The organism is Bradyrhizobium sp. JR4.3 (assembly GCF_040547695.1).
GTDB lineage: Bacteria > Pseudomonadota > Alphaproteobacteria > Rhizobiales > Xanthobacteraceae > Bradyrhizobium > Bradyrhizobium canariense.
Map to the genome: position 1 here is coordinate 136,900 of NZ_JBEPQF010000006.1, position 13,876 is coordinate 150,775.

Below are 13,876 nucleotides of genomic sequence, written 5' to 3' on the forward strand. Positions count from 1 at the left end.
TGACGCGCTGGACGCGTAGCCGTCAGGTCGATCAATCGTTCGCAGCAACTTCTTGAATTTCTTGCCACTGGAACACAAGCACGGATCATAAACCTTCGTGTTCGCGGCAAGCTCGACCGCACTGCTGTCTCGGCGAAGCCCAGGGGTCATGCGCCGCTGTTTGCGCATACGCAAACCCCCGTCCAACGAAGGAGAAGTTTGTGCAAAGGAGCTTGCGTGCTCCGACGTCAATACCGAATTACCGTCTCATGGCCCCCACCGGATCGTTGAAAAAGCTCAACCTAGGCTAGACGGCACCTAGCCGAGGTGAAACAGTACGAGCTTTCAATCGTGGGGTGAATTTAACGTCGGGAGTTTGGGGGCTGCTTTGTTTAAGTGTGCATTTGTGCTGTCATCCGTTTTCTTGTCCGTGTTGTGTGGGGCTTGTACCCGAGCCGAGCTCGTGAACAAGGCCGATGCTTACGACGCGGCCATCTGGGACTCCAACAATAGGCAAATCCTGTTGAATGCCGTTCGTGCGAGCCAGCGCGCGCCTATGTCGTTCGTGGGGCTCGGCGATGTCTCCGCCAGTCCGGTGTTCTCAGGCAGCACCAACGGTACTTTCAATTTAAGCCCGAGTGCCCTCACAGGCTACTCTTTGAATCCTACCGTGTCCTATGGAGGAGGGTTCACGTCGTTCCAGATGAACAATCTGAACCATGTGCAGTTTGCGAGCACGATGCATCAGCCATTGAGCCGCAAGATCGTTGATTACTTCAATTCAGAGAAGTGGCCCGAAGAAGTCGTTCAGCGCATCCTTTTTCAGCGGGTTGAATTGACACCTGCAGAATATGCCAAGGCTCGCAGCATGAAGGACCTCAAATGCCGCGAGTCCGATCCGCGCACCATGGAAATATGCCGTCAAATTGCGGAAGATGAATATCTACAGGACCATTCCGAATTCAATTGTCCGCCGCCCCGCCTCTCGAAGGGACGCTACGAATTTGTCAACTCGGCACGTGAATTCTGCTCGATGAACCAGTTTCAGATTTTGCTGAGAACATACCGACTGTTGGGTTATGAATTCAAATCCACCTACATGCGGTCGGCAGAAGGCATTCTATATTTCTTGGGCGAACTCATCGCTGCGCAGAACTACTCGGCACAAGGTTATGAGCCGAAGGTCCTTCTCGGAGGCCCGGACGGACACCATCATCTGGTGAACTTGTTTGTCGTCAGGCGCGGCAACCCCGGACCACCGGTCGCGGCCGTACAAGTCAATTTCAACGGTGAAGACTTTTTCATACCGCGACCGCAGCTCGGCGCTCTTGATGAAGACCGATCGCTTCAGGTGCTTGATCTCGCCGCGACGGCGATCGTCTTGGCCACCCTCAAGGAAGACTTGCCGAAATCGAGCAATATCAACTTGGTCTCGGCACGGTAATCCAGCGCGCACTACGGTTCATTCGCTCTGATTGTCGCATAAATGAAACTTGCGACATCTAACCTGTCTTCGGAGGCGACATGTCTGAAATCGATAGAGCCCGCGACCGCAGATTAGAAGTCGTGCGCACTGCCGCCAAACGCTGGCAAGCCCGCACACAGAGCCGAACGTCCGATGCCGCTACGATCGCGCGTTCGGGGCCGGGCACGGCGGACAGTCCGATGCGGCAGGCGAGGTTTGCCGTACGGCAAGACCTTCTGGCGCATGCCGCCAATCTCCGCGAACGAGGCCGACTTCCAATCTTCATCGAGCGAAAAATTGGTCCGACACTCGACTTGATTTCGATGGCACCGAGCGAGGCGGCCCGCAAGGTTGGGCGACCCGTCGCTCGCATCGTCAGCTCTGTCGATCCAAGGGTCCAACCGGAGGGGTTTGCGTCGGGGTTCCTGGTCTCGCCGAGGCTGCTTTTGACGAACTGTCACGTGTTTCCAGATGCAGCCTCGTCTCACGGTACTGGCGCCAATTTCTTGCACGAGTTCGACGAGCATGGTCTCAAGGTGGGTGTGACGTTTGCGATCGATGCCAGCAGCTTCTTTGTCTGTGACAATCATCTTGATTTTGCCTTGGTCGGGGTTAGCCCCATCGCGAATACGGGTGAGCCGATCGAGAGCCTCGGAGCAATCCCGCTCTCGGAGGCAACGTCCAAAGTCCTCAAGGGCTACCCCATTGAGGTGATCCAGTATCCTGACGGCGGTGGCAAGCAATATGCCATCATGAACAACCGGCTGCTCGACGTTCTCGATGAAGGCTTCCTACATTACGAGACCGATACTTTGGAGGGATCATCAGGATCGCCGGCCTTCAGTGAGGCGTGGGAACTAGTTGCCCTTCACCACGCCGGGATACCTGAAATGCGGGGCGATGACATCGTCGCAACCGATGGCTCCGTCTGGACCGAAGATATGGGTGAAGACAAGGTTCATTGGGTCGCCAACGAGGGTATCCGCATCAGCTCAATCGTCCAGGCGTTGGGCAAGGTCAAATTGACCGATGCCAAACAGGCGAAAATCCTAAGCGATCTGCTCGCGGGCACGACGGACCCCGCCGATGATGTCAGTCAAATGCTGAGGGGAGCCGCTCCTACCAGTCTCTTTGCGGCAAGCTCTGGCGGCTCGGAAAACAACCAATTACTAACCCAAAGAGTGGCATTTGAGGAGAGAAGCATGTCCGGTACAAACATGAATTTTAGTGGCCCTGTCACCATCCATGTTTATGCGGAGCAAACGGCTCCGCCACAGCCGGGTGCGGAGTCCGCTGTCGCCGCCCTCGAAAAGACGTTGCGGTTCGATCCGAACTATGAGGATCGCGAGGGTTATCAAGAAGCATTCTTGGGTACTGACGTGGTCGTACCCGTTCCAGGAATCGTGGCCGCGCGGTCTGGCGAGATGTACAAGGAAAATGGTGAAATCCTAATTCTCAAATATCACCACTATAGCCTTGCGATGAATAAAGCTCGTCGGCTCCAGATGTGGTCGGCCGCAAACGTGGACTACAATCCCGATCTTCGAAAACAAAATGGTCGGGCATTTTTCGGAACCGACCGCTGGGTCGCCGATCCGCGGATACCCAACAAATTCCAAATTGCCGATCCAGATTTCTATAAGCCTGCCGGGCAGATCGATCGTGGACATATCGTTCGCCGCGAGGATAGCGCCTGGGGCGAAACCGCAAAAGAACTCGAGTTCTCGAACTCGGACACCTTTCATTGGACGAATTGCACGCCACAGCACCAGGCTTTCAATCGTGAGTCCCCCGGGTCGGCGTACGGCGGCATCAAGGGCCTGTGGGGCGGCTTCGAGGCCTATATTCAAAAGAGCCTGCAGCACGATGATACGAGGGCTTGCATCATCGCTGGGCCGATCCTCGCCGCCGATGATCCAACGGCGGACTTCGGCTCAGGACCGATCGCTTACCCTGTTCTGTTCTGGAAGGTTGTGGCGGTGGCCGCCAAGGACGCTGGAAGCCGATCGCGGCTCTTAACCTACGGCTTCCTTCTTAGTCAGAAGAACGTGGTCGACGATTTCGGCATCGAGTTTGCCCCCGGTCAGTATGCTCGGTATCAGCGGCCACTTGCCGAAATTGCCGAGCTTGCAGGTGTCACTTTTGATGAAAGACTTCTGGCCGCCGATGCCAAGGCACAAGCCGGAGCCTGATTGCGACCGACTGCGCGGCTGCGGCCCGGCACGACCTGGCTCAACGTCTCGCCGCCGATGAAGAACGCGCAAGTCCGATCTGTATCGCAGCCTGGGATCGCGTCGTTCAGGCCGAAGTCGGCGCGGAACTGCCGGAGCGGTGAGTTCTCCGTCATCCGGGATGGTGCGTCAGCACCAGACCCGGAATCTCGAGATTCCGGGTTCGATGCTTTCGCATCGTCCCGGAAAGACGATCGAGCGCCTACCGCCACCTTCGGTGCAGCCACAGCCACTGCTCGGGATGCTCGCGCACCCAGCCTTCCACCACGCTCGTGATCGCCTGGGTCGTGCCCTGGATGTCGATCTTGCCGTCGGCGTCGCGCACCGGCTGGACCTCTTCGGTGATCTCGGCGGTGAAGCGGCCGCCGGGCAGGCGGATGACGCGGACGCCGTGGATCGGGCATTCGACCTGGCGCAACAGGCGCGCCAGCATTGGATTGGCGCGGGTCTTGCGGCCGAAGAAGGTGACCTCGACGCCGCCAGTCAGATATTGGTCGATCAGCATCGCGACGTGCTTGCCGTCTTTGAGCGCCTGCGCGAGCCGCAGCGGCGCGTCGCGCCCCGCGGGGATCAGTGTGCCCATGTTGACCTGGCGCATCTCCTGGATGATGCGGTCGGCGGAGGCGATGTTCGGGCGGCGGTAGAGGATCGCCGCATCGAGCCCGTGTGCGACGGCGGCGAGCGCCGGCAATTCCCAATTGGCCAGATGCGCGGCGAAGATCAGCGCCGGCTTGCCGTCGTCGCGGATGCGGTCGAACAGCTCGATGCTGCGGTCGGGCAGTTCGATCCGGCTGTTGTCGGGATGATCGCGGTCATAATCCCAGACGTGGTCCATGTGGGCGAATTCGGCGCCGACGCGGCCGAGATTGTCCCAGACGCCCATCAGGATGGATTCGATTTCCTCGGGCGACTTGTCCGGAAAGGCGGCGGTGAGATTGGCGCGGCCGATGCGGTGCTCGCGAAGGCGCGGCCCGATCAGCCTGGTGGCGCGTGCGAAAAAGTCCGAGGTCTTGGCCGGATCGAAGTAACGCGTGGTGCGCAACATGCCGACGGTGGCAGCCCCGATCAGGCCTCCACCGATCGATTTGGCCGTCTGCCGCGCGCGCGCCTTCGTCCTCGCAGGAAGCAGCGCCATGCGTCCGGTCAGGCCGGTTCGCGGGTCAGGATCAGCGAGGCGTTCTGGCCGCCGAAGCCGAACGAGTTCGACATCACCGCGGTGACGCGGGCATCGCGTGCCTTGTTGCCGACGACGTCGAACAGGATCGTGGGATCCGGATTGTCGTAGTTGATCGTCGGCGGGATGCGCTGATGCTCCAGCGTGAGCAGCGAGAAGATCGCCTCGACCGCGCCGGCGGCCGAGATGGTGTGGCCGACCATCGACTTGTTGGAGGTAACCGGAATCTTCGACACGAGTTCGCCGAACACGGCCGATGTCGTATTGTATTCCATCTTGTCGTTCTCGGGCGTCGCGGTGCCGTGCGCGTTGATGTGGTCGATCTGGTCCGGCGTCATGCCGGCATCGGCCAGCGTCTTGTTCATGCAGCCGATGATCGGCTTGCCGTCGGGCGAGGAGCGGGTGCGATGGAAGGAGTCGGTGAGCTCGCCGCAGCCGGCGATCACGCCGAGGATTTTTGCGCCGCGCGCGGTGGCGGCTTCATAGCTTTCGAGCACCAGCGCACCTGCGCCTTCGGCCATGACAAAACCGTCGCGGTTCTTGGAGAAGGGACGGGAGGCCGCCTGCGGCGGGTCGTTCTGGGTCGACAGCGCCGAGAGCAGCGAGAAGCGCACGAGCGCCTCCGGATTCACGGTGCCGTCGGTCGCCACGCACAGCGCGGCATCGGTTTCGCCGCGGCGGATCGCCTCGACGCCGAGTTGGATCGAGGTCGCGCCCGAGGCGCAGGCCGTCGACAACGAGATCGGCGAGCCCTTAGTGCCGAAGGTCTCGGCGAGGTAGGCCGCGACCGAACCGAACATGAAGCGGTGGTGATAGGCGCTGTACTTGCCGCCGCCGGAGATGCGCAGCAGATCGTCGTAGTTGAAGTCGAGCTTACCGACGGCGCGGCCGAGCTCGCGGCGCTGCGGCCATTCGACTTCGACAGGTGCGACCGCAAGGAAGAGAGGACCCGGGAAATCCGCCTTGGCGCCGATGCCGGCCTGGTCCAGCGCCTCCTGCGTCACCAGTTCGGCCATCCGCTCGGACAGGGCGGTGGAGGAGAACGGATCGACGCTGACGAAATCCACCGTGCCGGCCATCGTGGTTTTCAGGCCGTCGACCGGAAAGCGCGTGATGGTGCGGATGCCCGATTCGCCGGCGACGAGCTTCGCCCAATTGTCGGTCTTGCCGTTGCCGAGCGAGGTCATGATGCCCATGCCGGTGACGACGACGACGGGACGCCCGAGTTTGTCGCGTGGTGCAGTCATGTCGATCCCCGCTTGAGCTGGAGCAAGATCCGAAAAAGCGTGAAGCGGTTTTTCGAGAAGATCATGCCCAAACAATAACCTGCCAAAGCGCAACGCGCTTCAGCTTACTGCCTCGACCAGCGCCATGCCTTCGCCGCGCCAGTGTCCGGCCCCCACCACCACAATCTGGGTGGGCGCTCCCTGCATTTCAATCTCGGTGCCCGTGGAATCGTTCGGCGGAAACAGGGCGCCGCGCGAGATCGACAGCGCGGCGAGCGCGATGCCGAGCGGGAATTGCGTCTCCATGGTGTGGCCGAACATCGTGCCGGTCGAGCGCACCGGGAACTCGGCGTGGCCCTTCAGGAAGCCGCGCTCTTCCGATGTCGCCGGCTCAGCGCCGGTCGCACCCGATATGATCGCGCCCTTGCCGTCGCGCTTCGGCAACTTTGCCCAAAGCTTCTCCAGCGTCGCGGCCATGTCGCCGGGGGTCTTGCGCCGGGCAAGGTCGGCAACGACGCTCGACAGCTTCGCGAATGGCTTTGCGCCGCGCGCTTCCGCATGCGCCTTCGACTCCAGCACCAGGAACGCGCCAGCGGAGCCGAGCGCGAAGCCGGCGTGGTCCTTGCGCGCCCACACGGGGGCGAACTTGTCCTTCAGATTGAAGTCGCCGAATTCGTAGAGGACCATCAGGTCCTTGCGCTCGCCATTGTGCGAGCCGCCGATCAACGCGATGTCGCTCTCGCCGGAGGCGATGCGCGACAATGCAATGCGGGCGGCATCGGCGCCGGCAACCTCTTCACCCATGAAGGTGCGCGAGGTGCCGCCAATGCCATGCACGATGGCGATATTGCCGGCGAGCAGGTTGGAGAGCTGGGCCAGGAACAGCGTCGGCCTGAGATCGCTCATCAGCCGCTCGTTGAGGAAGCCGGGCGCGTTGGCGCCCTTGGCCTCGGCCGTGAGCACGCCGGTGTCGACGTTGAGATCGCGCTCGCCGCCGCCGGCGGCGACCACCATGTCGATCTTCGACAGGATGTCCTTGTTGCCCTTGATCCCGGCGGAGTCGAGCGCAAGCCCGGCCGCATAGGTGCCGATGCGCTGCCAGGCTTCCATCTGGCGCTGGTCGCCCTTCTTCGGAATCTGGCTGTCGAAGGTAACAGGCATCAGGGGGTGCACGATGTAGGGCGCAAAGCCCTTCTCGTCGACATTGATGCGCTTCTCCTGAAGCGCGGCCCAGTTGGCGTCCAGGCCCTCGCCGAGCGAGGTGGCGAGGCCAATGCCGGTGATCCAGACTTCCGTCTGGGCGGGCTTCGAAGCAGTCTCGGTCATGGCGATACGGCCTGTTGCGGAAAGCCGACGCGTTTGGCGACCGCGTCCATGTGGGCGCGCATATCCGCATGGGGGAAGGGAATCTGCGTGAAGGTCAGCGTCGAATTCGCGCGCAGCTTGCCGCCGACCTTGATCTTGGCTTCGGTCACGGCGTAGCCCGAGCCCTGATGGGTCAGGCTCGCCTCGATGCTCATGAGATCGCCGGGGAAGACCGAGCCGCGGACCTTGGCCTCCTTGACGGCAGCCAGGATCGGCATGCGCTCGAATTTGAGCACGCCAAGCTGAAGCCAGCCCGAGGCCTGCGCCATCGATTCGATCAGGAGCACGCCGGGCATCAGGGGATAGCCCGGGAAGTGCCCCTCGAAGATGGTGCTTTCCATCGGGACCTGAGCCTCGACGACAATCGTCTTCGCGTCGACGTTGAGGTCGACGACGCGATCTATCATGTGAAAGTATTCGAGTTGCATGACCGCGCGCTTAGGCGCTCGCGCCCTTGGCCGCAACCAGTTCGTCGATGCGGGCACACAGGTTTTTCAGCACGAAGTACTGCTCGGTGGTCGCTTTGCCGTCGTTGACCTCCTGGGTCCACTTCTCCAGCGGCAGCTTGATACCGAACTGCTTGTCGATCGCGAACGCGATGTCCAGGAAATCGAGGCTGTCGATGCCGAGGTCATCGATGGCATGGCTATCCGGCGTGATCGTGTCGCGCGGGATGTCGCAGGTTTCAGCGATGATCGTAGCGACCTGATCGAATGTGGAGGACATCACTAAGCCTTTGATATTTTGCAGATATTTGTCAGATTGTCCAGAGTGGAACGGTGGGTGGGCATCGCGCCCCGATGACGCCCTCAACCCCCCTCTGGCCGGGTCGAAAGCCCGTATATCGGAGCGCCGCCCTGAGTTCAATGGAGCCGGCGGGTGTGGGGACAGGGCAGGGATGCCCGGCTGAGCCGTTTGTCTTGCTCGCCAGACGCCTTGCCTAGATGTGCGGCGTCGTGATCTTCACGCAGTCGCGGCGGCCCATCAGCACGCAATCCTGGGTCCGACGCAGGTCGGCGATGCTCACCGCGAGCCATATCCCGATCGCGGTCAGTGCGATGGTGAAGGCCAGCGCCGCGATGTTGGCGAGCATGCGATGGCGGAAATCGTCCGGTTCAGTGCGGGGCTGCTCGTAGCGCGACAGGTCGAGCGGCTCGGGCGCGACGCGCAATTGCTGCACGCTACCGTTGCCGCGGTAGCCCGTCGGGGAAGGCGAGGTGCGCGGCCTGAACTGGAGCACCCGGTGCTCGTCATCCGAGCTTATGGGCCGCTGGGTTGTCATGGTGCAGGGATCACTCCGAAGCAGCGATTTTTAGATAGCATACGTGGTGAACGCGTTGCAGAAAATCTTCTCAACGCGCACGTGCATTGCGCGTCCGCACTATCCTGCAGGGCTGCGAACGAAGGATCGTGGAACCGTGGTCGTTCCGGCATGCAGAGGGTGCGATGCAATAATACCCACCGAACCGAATGCATTTGCCGGCGCGATGCCCATGGCATAGTCCAGGGAACCTGACCACGCAGTTGCAACCATGTTAAAGGCCTTTCGACCATGACCAATACGCGCGAACCGAGAGTGCATCCGGTGTCGATCCTGTCGCTGCGGCCGACGCAGATGACCGTCGGAATGCGCGAGGTCAAGGAGAAGCGCAAGCGCTGGCGCGAGCACGACAAGAAGAAGCAGGCCGATCTGCTCGGCAAGCATATGATCCCCGTCGTGCACGGCCCCGACGAGCGCTATTACGTGATCGACCATCATCATCTCGGTCGCGCGCTGCACGACGAGGGCGTCAAGGAGGTGCTGGTCACCATCGTCGGCGACCTCAGGATGGTCGAGCGCGAAGCTTTCTGGGGCGTCATGGACAACAAGCGCTGGGTTTACCCCTACGACGCCAAGGGTGAACGGCGACCGTTCCGCGATTTGCCCAAATCCGTCGTCGATCTCAAGGATGATCCCTTCCGGAGCCTTGCCGGCGAGCTGCGCCGCATGGGCGGCTTCGCCAAGGACACCACGCCGTTCTCCGAATTCCTGTGGGCCGATTATCTGCGCCGAAAGCTGTCGCGCAAGGCTGTGGATGCCAATTTCGACAAGGCACTCGAGAAGGCGATGTCCTCAGCCAAGAGCAAGGATGCGATCTATCTGCCCGGCTGGTGTGGGCCAGCGGAGGATGATTAGACGCAACGCTCGCAGCAGTACGGCATGCAGCTGCGCAAACCTGATCTGATCACAGCCTCTTGAGCGAAACCATCTTCCGTCCGCGCGAAGCCGTGCTGAAACAAAACCGTGCCATCTGTTGGGGTTGTCGAGCTCTCATAGGAGGCCGAAATGCGCCGTCTGATTTTCGCCGTTGCCCTGCTCGTGGTCGCTTCAGCCGGGATATCGGCATCGTTCGCGGCAGTTCACCATGCCAAGACATTGACGTTTTCAGAGCGCTTTGCCCCGGCGCTCGAGTTGATGGCGAACCGCTAGGACAGATTCACGCCGGTTCAACCAGCAGCGTCGCGATCGATTTTGCGCAGCCGCACAAAGGCGGCCCAGGCCCGCGGATAATCCTTGTCCGTGGGATCGATCGTAAGAAGCGCGCGGCATGCTTCCTTGATCTCCTCAGGCGAAGGACGCTTGGCCGGAACGCCGGATGATTTGGCGTCCTCCCATCGACCCTCGATATCTTTCGCGAAAGCCAGGGCCTCGGCGCTCGTCCGCTTCTGGGTCGATTTCGCCAGCGGATGGTCCGACGGGAAATTCGGCCATGCGTTCGGCGGCTGGTCGACACGCCACGTCAGTTCATCTGCTTGTCGTGCCTCCACGCCCGAACTCGAATGCTGGGCTGCTGGCGCCCATCCTGCCCCTGCGGAGCCTGCCGAACCCGATGAGCCGGCCGATCTCCGCGCGACCGCCGAACCTGGCGCGACCGCCGCTGTCTGTCCGGCCAGCTGGCCAAGCTGTTGTTCCATCGTTCCGCCGCTGGACTTGGGGATGATTTTTTCGACGGTCTTGATCATCGACAGCGCTCCTGGCGATATCAGCGTGTTCTGGTCGGCAATTTTGTCGTCGGCCGCGTCTGGGCAGGGCCTGTAAGCAGAGCGCTGCGACGTCATCCGGCCGTCGTCGTCGATACGGGCAAAATCGATCGCGACAGTGTAAACGAACGCGGCCTCGACATACTGCCTCTCCTTATCCATCGCCTTTACGGAGCCGCATACGTATCTTGCCTTGTCTGCATCGATCGTTCGCAGGCCGTTGAAGTTAGCTGAATTCGGCGCAATGAGGACGCGTAAGACGGCAGCCCGCGCCTTGCCATGCTCCGATTCGAACATGCTCCATATCTCGTTCGCGTTGATGATCTCCGGCTGATAGTTCCAGGCGTATCCGGCCGCGAAGAATGCCGTGCCGATACAGGTCGCGACAACAAATGCCCGCACGTTCATGAGAAGCCCCCAACAGGCACGACTCATCCACGTCTCCGGTGACGGAAACTACGTAAGTTGTGCCAAAGCGTTTGTGCTAGTTGAGGGTGAGATTCTTAATAAAACGTATGCGATTGCGAAAACACAGAGTTCCCGTCAAACGGGAACTCATCCGCTGCATTTGTCGGCGACCCGGTCCTTACCGCGTTCGCTGCAGTCGGTCATTTCTTCGGCAGCCGTCCCATCAGATAGAATTCGTCATTCGGCCGCATGCCGGTGAAATTCGCCAGCCGGTTCGACAGTGCGAAGAAGGCTGAGATTGCGGCGATGTCCCAGATGTCGTCGTCGCTGAAGCCATGCGGCGCGAGCGCGGTGAAATCGTCCTCCGAAATCCGCTGCGCATCGGCCGAGACCTTCATCGCGAAGTCGAGCATCGCCTTTTGCCGCGGCGTGATGTCGGCCTTGCGGTAGTTCGTGGCGATCTGGTCCGCGATCAGCGGGTTCTTGGCGCGGATACGCAGGATCGCGCCATGCGCGATCACGCAATACTGGCACTGATTGGCCGCCGAGGTCGCGACCACGATCATCTCGCGTTCGGCTTTGGTGAGGCCGCCGTCCTTCTCCATCAGCGCGTCATGGTAGGCGAAGAAGGCGCGGAACTCGTCCGGGCGGTAGGCCAGCGTCAAGAACACGTTCGGCACGAAGCCGCTCTTCTCCTGCACGCCGAGGAGACGCGTGCGGATGTCGTCAGGGAGCGCATCGAGGGCGGGAGCGGGGAAGCGTTGCGCGGGCTTTGTCATGGGCATGGATTCCGGCTTGGGGCCGGCAACCATAGTCGATGCCGGTGCCATGCTCAACGTGACGCCGGGCTGGCAATGCCGGAGCTGGAAAACGAGCGTTGCTTTACCGCAGCGGCTTCTTCAGCAGCGAGAAGCGGTCCGGATCCAACCCCATCGACGGTTGCAGCATCGGGGCTTCGACGTTGGAGAGCGTCTTCGCGGGCGGCGCCGAGAACAACGGATCGTTCGGCACGTCGCGCTGCGAGGTGGCACCGCGCCAGCGCTCGAGCACGGCGCCGACGAAATGCATGTCGTGACCGGAGGTGACGGACGGCACGCTGCTGATGGTGGCTTCGCCGCGCGGCAATTGATGCGGCGGTACCTCCTTGAAGCGCAGCCGCGTCGGCAGTGCGACACCTTCGCCGAACGCCAGCACTTCGCGGGTACCGAGCGAGGGCACGAACGAGAGCAGGTTCGCGGCCGCATCCGACACCGCGGCGCGCAGCAGCGCCTGGTCGCGCTCGTTGGCAAGACGCATCGTGAACAGCGTGTTGCACTGGGAGATGATGGTGGCGTCGAGCTCGGCCGGACGCTGGGTGATGAGCCCGAGATAGACGCCGTATTTGCGGCCTTCCTTGGCGATGCGCGACACCGCCTTGCGGGTCGGCCCGAAGCCGACATTGCGATCGGCGGAGGCGTAGCGGTGAGCCTCTTCGCAGACGAACAGCATCGGCGAAACGCCGTCGCTCCACAGGCCGAAGTCGAAGGCCATGCGGCAGAGCACCGAGACGACGGAATCGATGACCTCGGCCGGGAAGCCGGCGAGCTGCATCACCGTCATCGGCTTGCCATTGGCCGGCAGGCGGAACAGATGGCTGATCACCTCGGCCATGGTGTCACCGCCGACATTGGCGTTGTCGAACATGAAGGCGTAGCGCGGGTCGTTGCGGACCGCCTCGATGCGGGAGATCAGCTTGTGATAGATGATGCGCGAGGAGCGGTTCTCGAGCTTGCCCATGCGCTCATCGATCAGCGACATCAGATCGACCAGGCGATAGGGCACCGGCGTATCGACGGTGTAGCCGATCTGTTTGGGATCGATGCGCTTCAGGCCGATGCGGTCGGCGTTCTGGTATTGGGTGTAGACGCCCTTGGCGAGCGGAATGACTTCTGCGAGGACGTCGAGCTCCTCAGGCACGCCGGCGCGGCCACCGAACAGCACGTCGACGATTTCCTCGAAATTGAACAGCCAGAACGGCAGTTTCAGATTGCGCGGGTTGAGCACCAGCGCGCGGTCGCCGAAGCAGCGGCCATATTCGTTGTGCACATCGAGCAGGAAGATGCGCAGGTTCGGGCGTGCCTTGAGAATCTCGTTGAGCAACAGCGACACGCCGGTCGATTTGCCGACACCGGTCGATCCCAGCACCGCAAAGTGCTTGGAGAGCATTTCCTCGATGTCGACATAGGCGACGACGGAGCTGTCCTGCTGGAGGAAGCCGACATTGATCTGGTCGGAACCGGTGGGCGCGTAGATCGTGCGCAGCTCCTGGCTCGTGATCAGATCGACCGAATCGCCGATGGTCGGATAGTTGGTGACGCCGCGCTGGAATTTGGCCTTGCCGGTCGCGTTGAGGATTTCGCCCAGCAGGTCGACCGAGGCGATGGCGATCAAATTGTCGTTGCTCGAGAGGTTCTCGCAGGACACCTCGGTGATCATGGCGACGATGACCGAGCTGGCGCAGCGGATGCTGACGAAGCGGCCGACAGTGGCCCGAACTTCCGAGACCGGCATCCGGCTTTCAGCCAGCAGCCCGACCCGGGCGAGCGACCCGCGAACCGAAATCACGCGTCCAAAGGATGTCACAATGAATGAACCTGGCAAGAGCAACGGGTTGCCCCGGACTATGCACGGCCGCCGCTGGACAAACGGTTAAACGGCAGGCGCCGGCGCTTCGTTAAATCCGCGACAATTCGGGTGCGAGGTTTGTTCCCAATGCAAACTTTCTGGCAGAAGCGGCCGTAAAATGCTGCTTTTTCCCGGCCGGCGGGCCTGGGAGTGCTTAAGGAAGATTTTACCATTCAGGCAGTCGGTCCGCCGGTCGGGGGACGAGTTGCCATCCTGGATGGCCCGTCATTCGCTCGGGGGCGATGTTTGATTTGTTGACGGGACCTAATCATTTGTACATTAGTACAAATGAACCGGCGACCCCGGTGCCGCCCGCCGGCGCGTGAGCGGATTACAGCCGGCG

At 61.4% G+C, this 13,876-nt stretch carries 13 protein-coding genes; 4 read left to right on the forward strand and 9 right to left on the reverse strand.

Annotated features, from left to right (window positions below):
- Positions 1-442: 442 nt before the first annotated feature.
- Positions 443-1,423, forward strand: coding sequence for a hypothetical protein (locus ABIB91_RS12585; RefSeq protein WP_354161208.1), 981 nt, complete (start codon positions 443-445; stop codon positions 1,421-1,423).
- 80 nt (positions 1,424-1,503) lie between these two features.
- A complete protein-coding gene (locus ABIB91_RS12590; RefSeq protein ID WP_354127858.1) occupies positions 1,504-3,636 on the forward strand; it encodes a DNA/RNA non-specific endonuclease in 2,133 nt (710 codons plus the stop codon).
- A gap of 241 nt (positions 3,637-3,877) precedes the next feature.
- Here the strand turns inward: ABIB91_RS12590 and ABIB91_RS12595 are convergent, their stop codons facing one another.
- The 6 genes from ABIB91_RS12595 to ABIB91_RS12620 form a co-directional block, all read right to left on the reverse strand.
- On the reverse strand, positions 3,878-4,810 hold the full coding sequence (locus ABIB91_RS12595) for a lipid A biosynthesis lauroyl acyltransferase (RefSeq protein ID WP_219682562.1): 933 nt from the start codon (positions 4,808-4,810) through the stop codon (positions 3,878-3,880).
- 8 nt (positions 4,811-4,818) lie between these two features.
- Positions 4,819-6,096 (reverse strand): beta-ketoacyl-ACP synthase, encoded by a 1,278-nt coding sequence (locus ABIB91_RS12600; protein ID WP_007592479.1) that lies wholly within the window; start codon positions 6,094-6,096, stop codon positions 4,819-4,821.
- 99 nt (positions 6,097-6,195) lie between these two features.
- Complete coding sequence (locus tag ABIB91_RS12605) at positions 6,196-7,401, reverse strand: beta-ketoacyl-ACP synthase (RefSeq protein ID WP_007592478.1); 1,206 nt, start codon at positions 7,399-7,401, stop codon at positions 6,196-6,198.
- Entirely contained in the window at positions 7,398-7,868 is a 471-nt protein-coding gene (locus ABIB91_RS12610; RefSeq protein ID WP_007592477.1) for a 3-hydroxyacyl-ACP dehydratase FabZ family protein, read from the reverse strand. Before ABIB91_RS12610 ends, ABIB91_RS12605 begins: the two co-directional genes overlap by 4 nt.
- Before the next feature lie 10 nt (positions 7,869-7,878).
- On the reverse strand, positions 7,879-8,166 hold the full coding sequence (locus tag ABIB91_RS12615; protein ID WP_007592476.1) for an acyl carrier protein: 288 nt from the start codon (positions 8,164-8,166) through the stop codon (positions 7,879-7,881).
- Positions 8,167-8,380: 214 nt separating this feature from the next.
- Positions 8,381-8,722 carry a hypothetical protein gene (locus tag ABIB91_RS12620; protein ID WP_007592473.1) on the reverse strand — a complete coding sequence of 114 codons (342 nt, stop codon included), beginning with the start codon at positions 8,720-8,722 and terminating at the stop codon, positions 8,381-8,383.
- Between the two features lie 270 nt (positions 8,723-8,992).
- Between ABIB91_RS12620 and ABIB91_RS12625 the strand changes: the two genes are divergently transcribed.
- Together ABIB91_RS12625 and ABIB91_RS12630 are read left to right on the forward strand one after the other, a co-directional pair.
- Positions 8,993-9,616: a ParB-like protein gene (locus ABIB91_RS12625; RefSeq protein WP_211399711.1), complete on the forward strand. Its 624-nt coding sequence runs from the start codon at positions 8,993-8,995 to the stop codon at positions 9,614-9,616.
- Positions 9,617-9,766: 150 nt separating this feature from the next.
- Positions 9,767-9,910, forward strand: a complete 144-nt coding sequence (locus tag ABIB91_RS12630; RefSeq protein ID WP_354161218.1) for a hypothetical protein — start codon at positions 9,767-9,769, stop codon at positions 9,908-9,910.
- A 17-nt stretch (positions 9,911-9,927) separates the two neighbouring features.
- Here ABIB91_RS12630 and ABIB91_RS12635 read toward each other — a convergent pair whose 3' ends face one another.
- The 3 genes from ABIB91_RS12635 to ABIB91_RS12645 all read right to left on the reverse strand — a co-directional run bounded on the left by ABIB91_RS12635 (position 9,928) and on the right by ABIB91_RS12645 (position 13,491).
- Positions 9,928-10,869 (reverse strand): hypothetical protein, encoded by a 942-nt coding sequence (locus ABIB91_RS12635; protein ID WP_354161221.1) that lies wholly within the window; start codon positions 10,867-10,869, stop codon positions 9,928-9,930.
- Between the two features lie 200 nt (positions 10,870-11,069).
- Positions 11,070-11,648, reverse strand: coding sequence for a peroxidase-related enzyme (locus tag ABIB91_RS12640; RefSeq protein ID WP_219682566.1), 579 nt, complete (start codon positions 11,646-11,648; stop codon positions 11,070-11,072).
- 103 nt (positions 11,649-11,751) lie between these two features.
- Positions 11,752-13,491 (reverse strand): ATP-binding protein, encoded by a 1,740-nt coding sequence (locus ABIB91_RS12645; RefSeq protein ID WP_354127860.1) that lies wholly within the window; start codon positions 13,489-13,491, stop codon positions 11,752-11,754.
- Positions 13,492-13,876: the final 385 nt, after the last annotated feature.

What these genes read in the sequence shown, in the direction of transcription:
- ABIB91_RS12595 (WP_219682562.1), bottom strand. Translation starts at nt 4,810, where the DNA reads ATGGCGCTGCTTCCTGCGAGGACGAAGGCGCGCGCGCGGCAGACGGCC.
- ABIB91_RS12610 (WP_007592477.1), bottom strand. Translation starts at nt 7,868, where the DNA reads ATGCAACTCGAATACTTTCACATGATAGATCGCGTCGTCGACCTCAAC.
- ABIB91_RS12630 (WP_354161218.1), top strand. Translation starts at nt 9,767, where the DNA reads ATGCGCCGTCTGATTTTCGCCGTTGCCCTGCTCGTGGTCGCTTCAGCC.
- ABIB91_RS12605 (WP_007592478.1), bottom strand. Translation starts at nt 7,401, where the DNA reads ATGACCGAGACTGCTTCGAAGCCCGCCCAGACGGAAGTCTGGATCACC.
- ABIB91_RS12635 (WP_354161221.1), bottom strand. Translation starts at nt 10,869, where the DNA reads ATGAACGTGCGGGCATTTGTTGTCGCGACCTGTATCGGCACGGCATTC.
- ABIB91_RS12620 (WP_007592473.1), bottom strand. Translation starts at nt 8,722, where the DNA reads ATGACAACCCAGCGGCCCATAAGCTCGGATGACGAGCACCGGGTGCTC.
- ABIB91_RS12590 (WP_354127858.1), top strand. Translation starts at nt 1,504, where the DNA reads ATGTCTGAAATCGATAGAGCCCGCGACCGCAGATTAGAAGTCGTGCGC.
- ABIB91_RS12615 (WP_007592476.1), bottom strand. Translation starts at nt 8,166, where the DNA reads ATGTCCTCCACATTCGATCAGGTCGCTACGATCATCGCTGAAACCTGC.
- ABIB91_RS12625 (WP_211399711.1), top strand. Translation starts at nt 8,993, where the DNA reads ATGACCAATACGCGCGAACCGAGAGTGCATCCGGTGTCGATCCTGTCG.
- ABIB91_RS12600 (WP_007592479.1), bottom strand. Translation starts at nt 6,096, where the DNA reads ATGACTGCACCACGCGACAAACTCGGGCGTCCCGTCGTCGTCGTCACC.
- ABIB91_RS12640 (WP_219682566.1), bottom strand. Translation starts at nt 11,648, where the DNA reads ATGACAAAGCCCGCGCAACGCTTCCCCGCTCCCGCCCTCGATGCGCTC.